This is a genomic window from Psychrobacter sp. FME5 (genome assembly GCF_014861375.1).
GTDB lineage: Bacteria > Pseudomonadota > Gammaproteobacteria > Pseudomonadales > Moraxellaceae > Psychrobacter.
This window is the reverse complement of sequence record NZ_RRYX01000291.1, coordinates 1-338: the sequence shown is the minus strand read 5'-3', so window position 1 is coordinate 338 and position 338 is coordinate 1. Positions and strand designations below refer to the sequence as shown.

The following is a 338-nucleotide window of genomic DNA, read 5'->3' as shown; positions in this document are numbered from 1 at the left end:
GGACTTACGTGTATCGCAAGAAGCGTAAAGTTTGGCTTATTTATGCTTATGACCGCGCTACCAATGAGATTGTCGCTTATGTCTGGGGCAAACGTGACCTAAAAACGGCTAAGAAGTTAAGAGCTCGTCTCAAGCAGCTTAAAGTCAGCTATGACTCGATTAGCATGGATAACTGGGACAGTTTTATAACCGCCTTTAAATTTGACCACAAACGAGTTGGTAAATCTCATACGGTAGGCATTGAAGGTAATAACTGTCGTCTTAGACACCGACTGCGTCGGGCGGTTAGAAAAACCTGTTGTTTCTCTAAGAAGCTCGATAATCACTTCAAAGTGTTT

The 338-nt window shown here is 42.6% G+C and carries 1 protein-coding gene; it reads left to right on the top strand.

The window, feature by feature from the left end:
• Positions 1-338: IS1 family transposase (locus EI161_RS14730; protein WP_192530061.1), on the top strand; the 338-nt coding region annotated here is incomplete at both ends.